Origin of the sequence: Tardiphaga sp., from assembly GCF_025356345.1 — a bacterium.
In the GTDB taxonomy this organism is placed as follows: domain Bacteria; phylum Pseudomonadota; class Alphaproteobacteria; order Rhizobiales; family Xanthobacteraceae; genus Tardiphaga.
In genome coordinates, this window is the sequence record NZ_JANXTC010000285.1 from 1 (window position 1) to 5,992 (window position 5,992).

The following is a 5,992-nucleotide window of genomic DNA, read 5'->3' on the forward strand; positions in this document are numbered from 1 at the left end:
ATGACCAAGGTGGAGCGCCGGGAGGCGCCGCGCCCTACGTCATTGGGCGCGGGCGGCTGGCGTTAGCAGCTGCCCGGGCGGACCGCGTCATGGTCTGCCCCAGAGGCGTCTCGCAAACGCCTTGGCGCCTCCCGCCGCTCCACCGGCCCCGTTATTGGGGCCGGAATTTAGCATAGCTCGGGCGCCGCGCGCCGCGAGAACGGATTTGCCTGACCGTTGCCGGGAGGCGCCCCGCGACTACTTCTTCTCCGAGAATTTGTTGATATAGGCGATCACATCCTTGCGCTGCTGCTCGTCGGCCAGCTTGAACGCCATCTTGGTCGAGCCGGTGACAAGATCAGGCTTGCCCTTGTCGGTCAGAAATTTTTTCAGAAAGGCGTTGGGATCGGGCAGATAGGCGAGGACCAGGTAGTCGCTCCAGACCAGTCCGTTGTCGCCGGCCGCCTTGTTCAGCGCCGAATAGGCAAAGCCCGGCGCGGTGCCGGATTGCCGGCCGATCACCCCGGTCAGCGCGGGGCCGACCAGATTCTTGGCATCCGGACCGATGCGGTGGCAGGTCATGCACTGCTTGAATACCTGTTCGCCCTTGGCGGCGTCCTGCGCAGACGTGACAGTCGGCAGCGCCATCGCGCCGGCAAAGATCGAAACGAAAACCCTACGGCGTTGATTCACCACTTTTCTCTCCCACTGACTTCTCACCTGAATTGCTGTCGCGCTGTGAGGATAGATTGACGTTGCAAAAGGTCAAATATTCTTGTCGATTGAAGGTTCCCGGCATGGATCAATTCGAAAAGGCGGCATTGGGTAGAATGATGGACCCCTGGCGCCGCCTAATCTGAGATAAACCTCGATAATCCTATGGTTTATTGACTTGATTCGTGGATTCAGGGCATCACCATCGCGGCGATGGTGATATTTCGATATGCAGGTGTCATGCTTTCCTGGCACATCTTGTGCATCGAGAGGTGACAGTTTTGTTCTCGGAGCGGCTTCAGCGTCACTCTTTTCGGAAACGGATCGGTAGATAAGAATGGATTCCTTACCCACCGTGCAGCCTGACATCACGCTGCTCCTCGACATGGACGGCGTCATCCGTGAAGCGACCTTGTCGCCGGCGATGTCGGCCGAGAGCGTCGAGGGCTGGCTTGGCCGTTCCTGGGTCGATATCGCGGGCAAGGCTGGCGGCGACAAGGTCCGGCGCATGGTGGACGATGCGCGCCTGAGCGGCATCAGCGCATTTCGGCAGATCAACCAGCGCTTTCCCAGCGGCACCGAAATCCCGCTGGAGTTCACCACGGTGTTACTGGGCGGCCGCGCCGGCATGTTGGCGATCGGCAAGAATCTGCAGGCGGTCGCCGAACTGCAGACGCGCTTGATCGCGGCGCAGCAGGCCATGGAGCGCGATTACTGGAAGCTGCGCGAGATCGAGACCCGCTACCGGCTGGTGTTTGATGCCTCCGACGAGGCGGTGGTGATCGTTTCCGCCGCCAATTTGCGAATTGTCGAGGCGAACAAGGCCGCGGTCGAGGCGCTGAATTCGTCGCGCCGCCGCAACGAGGATCTCGCCGGCCGCGAATTGCTGCATGAGGTCGCCGCCGCCGACCGCGAGGCGGTTCGCGACATGCTGAATCGCGTTCGCGAACGCGGCAAGGCCCTCAGCATCATGGTGCATCTGGGCGCCGAGGCGAAGCCCTGGATGCTGCGCGGGTCGCTGATCACGGCCGAGCCCGGCCATGTCTTCCTGCTGCAGTTCACGGCCGCGGCCGTGCCGGTCGAGCATCTCCACGGCTCGCCATCCTCGATCGAGGACCTGATCGAGCATCTGCCGGACAGTTTTGTCGCGCTCGACGAAACCGGCGTGATCTCCCACGCCAACCAGTCGTTTCTCGATCTGGTTCAGGTCGGCGCCAAGGGGTCGGCGGTCGGCGAATCCCTCGGCCGCTGGCTGTGGCAGCCCGGCGCCGACCTCAACGCGTTGCTCACCAATGTCGAGCGGCACGGCACCGTCCGCATGTTCACCACCACGATCCGCGGCGAGCTTGGCACCGATACCGAGATCGAGATTTCCGCGGCCAGCCACGCCAGCGGCGACGGCAAGCGGATCGGCGTGCTGCTGCGCAACGTGTCGCGCCGGCTTCCCGTCGCAGGCGAAGGCGACGCCTTGCGCATGGCGCTTGGGTCCATTAGCGAGCAGATCGGCAAGTCATCGCTGCGCAAGCTGGTCAAGAACACGGTGAGTATCGTCGAACAGCACTACGTCAAGGAAGCCCTCGAACTCGCCAAGGGCAACCGCACCGCAACCGCCGAATTGCTGGGGTTGAGCCGGCAAAGTCTTTATGCCAAGTTGAGCCGTTACGGCCTCGACGACAAGGGGCCGGGCGCCGAGGAAAACCCCGAGGATTGATTTGGCCTCGTATCCGCTCGCGACACCAGCGTTTGGAAAAGCCGATCTTTCGAATTGCGAGCGCGAAGAGATTCATCTCGCGGGCTCGATCCAGCCGCATGGCGCATTGCTGGTGGTCAGCGAGCCCGATCACCGTATTATCCAGTGGAGCGCCAACGCCGCGACCTTCCTGAATCTCCGACTGGTGCTCGGCGCATCACTCGCCGATCTCGATGGCGATCTGCTGGTCCGAATCCTGCCGCATCTCGATCCGACGGCGCAGGGTATGCCGATCGCAGTGCGCTGCCGGATCGGCCATCCCGCGGCGGATTTTGACGGACTGCTGCACCGGCCCGGCGATGGCGGCCTGATCATCGAACTGGAGCGCGCCGGACCTTCGGTCGAGCTATCGAAGCCGATCGCCGAGGCACTGGAAAAAATCCGCGCGGCATCGTCACTGCGCGCGCTGTGCGACGACACCGCGACCTTGTTTCAGGATCGCACCGGCTATGACCGGGTGATGGTCTATCGCTTCGACGACGAAGGCCATGGCGAGGTGTTTTCCGAGCGTCGCCGGCCCGAGCTGGAAGCGTTTCTCGGCAATCGCTATCCTGCGACGGACATTCCGCAAATGGCGCGGCGGCTGTACGAACGCACGCGGGTGCGGGTGCTGGTCGATGTCGGCTACGAGCCAGTGCCGCTGCAGCCGCGATTGTCGCCGCTGACCGGACGCGACCTCGATATGTCCGCCTGCTTCCTGCGCAGCATGTCGCCGATCCATCTGCAGTACCTGAAGAACATGGGGGTTGGCGCCACGCTGGTGGTGTCGCTGGTGGTTGGCGGCCGGCTGTGGGGGCTGATTGCTTGCCATCATTACGAGCCGCGCTTCATCCATTTTGAGCTGCGCGCGGTGTGCGAATTGCTGGCGGAAGCGATTGCGACGCGGATCGCGGCGCTGGAAAGCTTTGCGCAGAGCCAGTCGGAGTTGTTCGTACAACGGCTGCAACAGAGTATGGTCGAGGCGATGTCACGCGACGGCGACTGGCGCGGCGCGATCTTCGACCCCTCGCAATCGATCCTGCAGCCGCTCGGCGCTGGTGGCAGCGCGCTGATCTATGAAGGCCAGATTGTCACCGCTGGCGAGGTTCCAGGCACGCAGGAAATTCGCGAGATCGGCGAATGGCTCGATCGCCGGCCGCGCGCGCCAGTGATCGCGACCGCTTCCCTCGGGCTCGACTGGCCGTATTTTGTAGGACTGACCCAGGTCGCCAGCGGCATCGCCGCGACAACGCTGTCCGACAATCCCGGCGAGTATCTGATCTGGTTTCGTCCCGAACGGATACGCACCGTGACCTGGGGTGGCGATCCGGAAAAGCCGTTCGTGATCGGCGACGATCCGCTCGACCTGTCGCCGCGGCGCTCGTTTGCGCAATGGCATCAGCAGGTCGAGGGCACGTCGGATCCGTGGACGCCGGCCGACCTCGCGGCGGCGCGGCTGATCGGGCAGGCGGTCGCCGACATCGTGCTGCAGTTTCGCGCGGTGCGCACGTTGATCGCCCAAGACCAGCTCGATCAGTTCAGTAGTCATGTCCGAATCTCCGAGCAACCGGTCATCATCGCGGATGTTGCCGGCGGGATCCTGCAGGCGAATGACGCGTTCAAACAGCTGCTGCCCGATGACTATCCACCGCCGCGGCGGCTCGGCGACCTCGCGGCGGCGTTCCGCCAGCCCGAAAATTTCCTCCGGAATCTCGATGATCTGCTCACCCATCGCCGCGCCTGGCGCGGCGAGCTGTCGCTGAAAAGGGCGGGCAATCGCGAAAGGCCGCTTCTGATCCGCGCCGACGCGGTACAGCCGGCGCGCGACCGCGTGCTCGGCTTCGTTTTGATCTTCTCGGATATCACCGACCGCAAGGCCGCGGATGCCGCGCGCAGCCGGTTTCAGGCGGGCATCATCGAGAGTCACCGAACCCGGTCGGTGCGGCTCGATACCCGTACCGACCTCGTCTATCAAAACCTGCTGTCGTCGGTGGTCGAGAACGCGCAGCTTGCCGCGCTCGAAATCACCTATGGCGTTGAGGCCAGCCGAATCGCCGAGATGCTGGAAAGCGTGCGCGCCTCGACGCTGCGCACCGCGGAAGTGCTGGAGCATCTGATCTGGCACGCCTCAAGGACGTCAGGCGCGGACAAGCGCGGGACTTAATGGCATGCTTCGTCACCAGCCGCCGTCATTGCGAGGAGCGAAGCGACGCGGCAATCCAGGGCCAAAAGGGAGGACTGGATTGCTTCGTCGTAAGGGCTCCCCGAATGACAGCTGACGACAAAGTTACTCCGCCGCCGTGGCTGGCAGTAACGCGTTTTGAACGGCCCAGGACAGTTCGATGTTGAGCGAGAAGGCCAGCGAGCCCTCGTCGATGATCGCCCGCGGGTCAGCAGCCAGCGCGCCGGCGTCATCGAGGGCCTGGCGATATTCCGCCTTCAGCGCCGCCAGATTGGCATGGTCCGGAAAATCATAGAACGACAATTCCTCCGGCCGTAGGCCGGGGTTTTTGGCCAGCAGTCGCCGCAGGATCTGGCCGCCGCTGAGGTCGCCGAGATAGCGCGTATAGGCATGCGCGATCAGTCGCGCGCCGTCGCCTTCGGCGGCCTCGGTAATCCGCCGTGCATAGGCTTCGCCGGCGGCCAGTAAGGGAATGTCGGCATAGTCGCCGCCGCACATCGCCTTCAGATCGGCCCGCAGCGGCGCGGCGCGGTCGAGCCGATAGCCTGCCAGCGCGGCAAGGGCAGGCGTGTCGCGATGATGTTGGAGGCCCCGTTCCAGCGCATGATAGGCGGGCAGCAGGTTTCGCTGCAGCAGGATGTAACCGTCGCGGCTGGCTTCCCCGCGCAAGAGGTCGCGGATAATCCCGGATCGTTCAGCTTCGGTATGCAGCGTCCTGGTGCCGATATAGAGCGCGGTTACCACACTCACCGGAGCGGTGCCGTCCGCCATGGCCGTCGTCATTCCTGATCACTTTCTACGCGGCATCGCCGTGCGTTGCCGAAAACTCAGGTGTGCTGTGTCAACCGATCGATCAGACCACGGGCCTGCTCGGGAGCAGTGGTCGCATCGATCGACATCATATCTGCTCCCATCGAGGCCACAAGGCCAGGCTGCGCGATGAGCATTGGGCCCCCCAGTATGATGCCGACGCGGCGGTTGCGGGAATCGCGGCGGATGGCACCAATATCCTTTTTCAGTTCCTCGAGCCGGCGGTCGCTGCTGACCGAGAAGCCCACCACATCGAACCAGTGATGCTGGACCAGCGAGGTCAGTTCTTGATGCGATGTGAACGGTCCAGTGCACAGGTTCCAGCCGGCGCGGCGGAAGAATTCGGCTACCATCGACAGGCCGAAGCTGTGCTGCTCGCCAGGAATGATGGTGAGCAGCGCCGACTCGCCGCGATTGGCGCCGTGGCCTTGCTGGAAGAACGCTTCGCTGAGCCGCCGCATGATCCGCTGCAGCCGGCTGACACCTAGCGTCACGGTGACGAAGTCGGTCGCATCGGTGTCCCACAGCGTGCCGAGATGCCGTGCCGCCGGGGCCAGTAATTCGAGCAGGATGGAATC

General features: G+C 63.6%; 5 protein-coding genes. 2 read left to right on the forward strand and 3 right to left on the reverse strand.

All coding sequences use genetic code 11. The annotated features are described in order from the left end of the window. Positions 1-237: 237 nt before the first annotated feature. The gene (locus Q0S16_RS17615; protein ID WP_295850688.1) at positions 238-627 is read right to left on the reverse strand and encodes a c-type cytochrome; all 390 of its coding nucleotides are present in this window, start codon (positions 625-627) and stop codon (positions 238-240) included. Positions 628-1,030: 403 nt separating this feature from the next. On the opposite strand from Q0S16_RS17615, the gene ppsR reads away from it, so the two are divergent. Together ppsR and Q0S16_RS17625 are read left to right on the forward strand one after the other, a co-directional pair. Then, the gene (gene ppsR / locus Q0S16_RS17620) at positions 1,031-2,404 is read left to right on the forward strand and encodes a transcriptional regulator PpsR (protein WP_295850681.1); all 1,374 of its coding nucleotides are present in this window, start codon (positions 1,031-1,033) and stop codon (positions 2,402-2,404) included. A gap of 1 nt (position 2,405) precedes the next feature. Beyond that, positions 2,406-4,586, forward strand: coding sequence for a GAF domain-containing protein (locus tag Q0S16_RS17625; RefSeq protein ID WP_295850682.1), 2,181 nt, complete (start codon positions 2,406-2,408; stop codon positions 4,584-4,586). A gap of 123 nt (positions 4,587-4,709) precedes the next feature. Here the strand turns inward: Q0S16_RS17625 and Q0S16_RS17630 are convergent, their stop codons facing one another. Both Q0S16_RS17630 and Q0S16_RS17635 read right to left on the reverse strand, forming a co-directional pair. After that, positions 4,710-5,375: a biliverdin-producing heme oxygenase gene (locus Q0S16_RS17630; RefSeq protein ID WP_295850685.1), complete on the reverse strand. Its 666-nt coding sequence runs from the start codon at positions 5,373-5,375 to the stop codon at positions 4,710-4,712. Between the two features lie 56 nt (positions 5,376-5,431). Then, the coding region (locus tag Q0S16_RS17635) for a cobalamin B12-binding domain-containing protein (RefSeq protein ID WP_295850686.1) at positions 5,432-5,992 on the reverse strand (561 nt) is incomplete at its 5' end.

Bases quoted from the DNA above. Each gene is read 5' to 3' on its own strand.
- ppsR (WP_295850681.1), top strand. From the start codon at position 1,031: ATGGATTCCTTACCCACCGTGCAGCCTGACATCACGCTGCTCCTCGAC.
- Q0S16_RS17615 (WP_295850688.1), bottom strand. From the start codon at position 627: ATGGCGCTGCCGACTGTCACGTCTGCGCAGGACGCCGCCAAGGGCGAA.
- Q0S16_RS17630 (WP_295850685.1), bottom strand. From the start codon at position 5,375: ATGGCGGACGGCACCGCTCCGGTGAGTGTGGTAACCGCGCTCTATATC.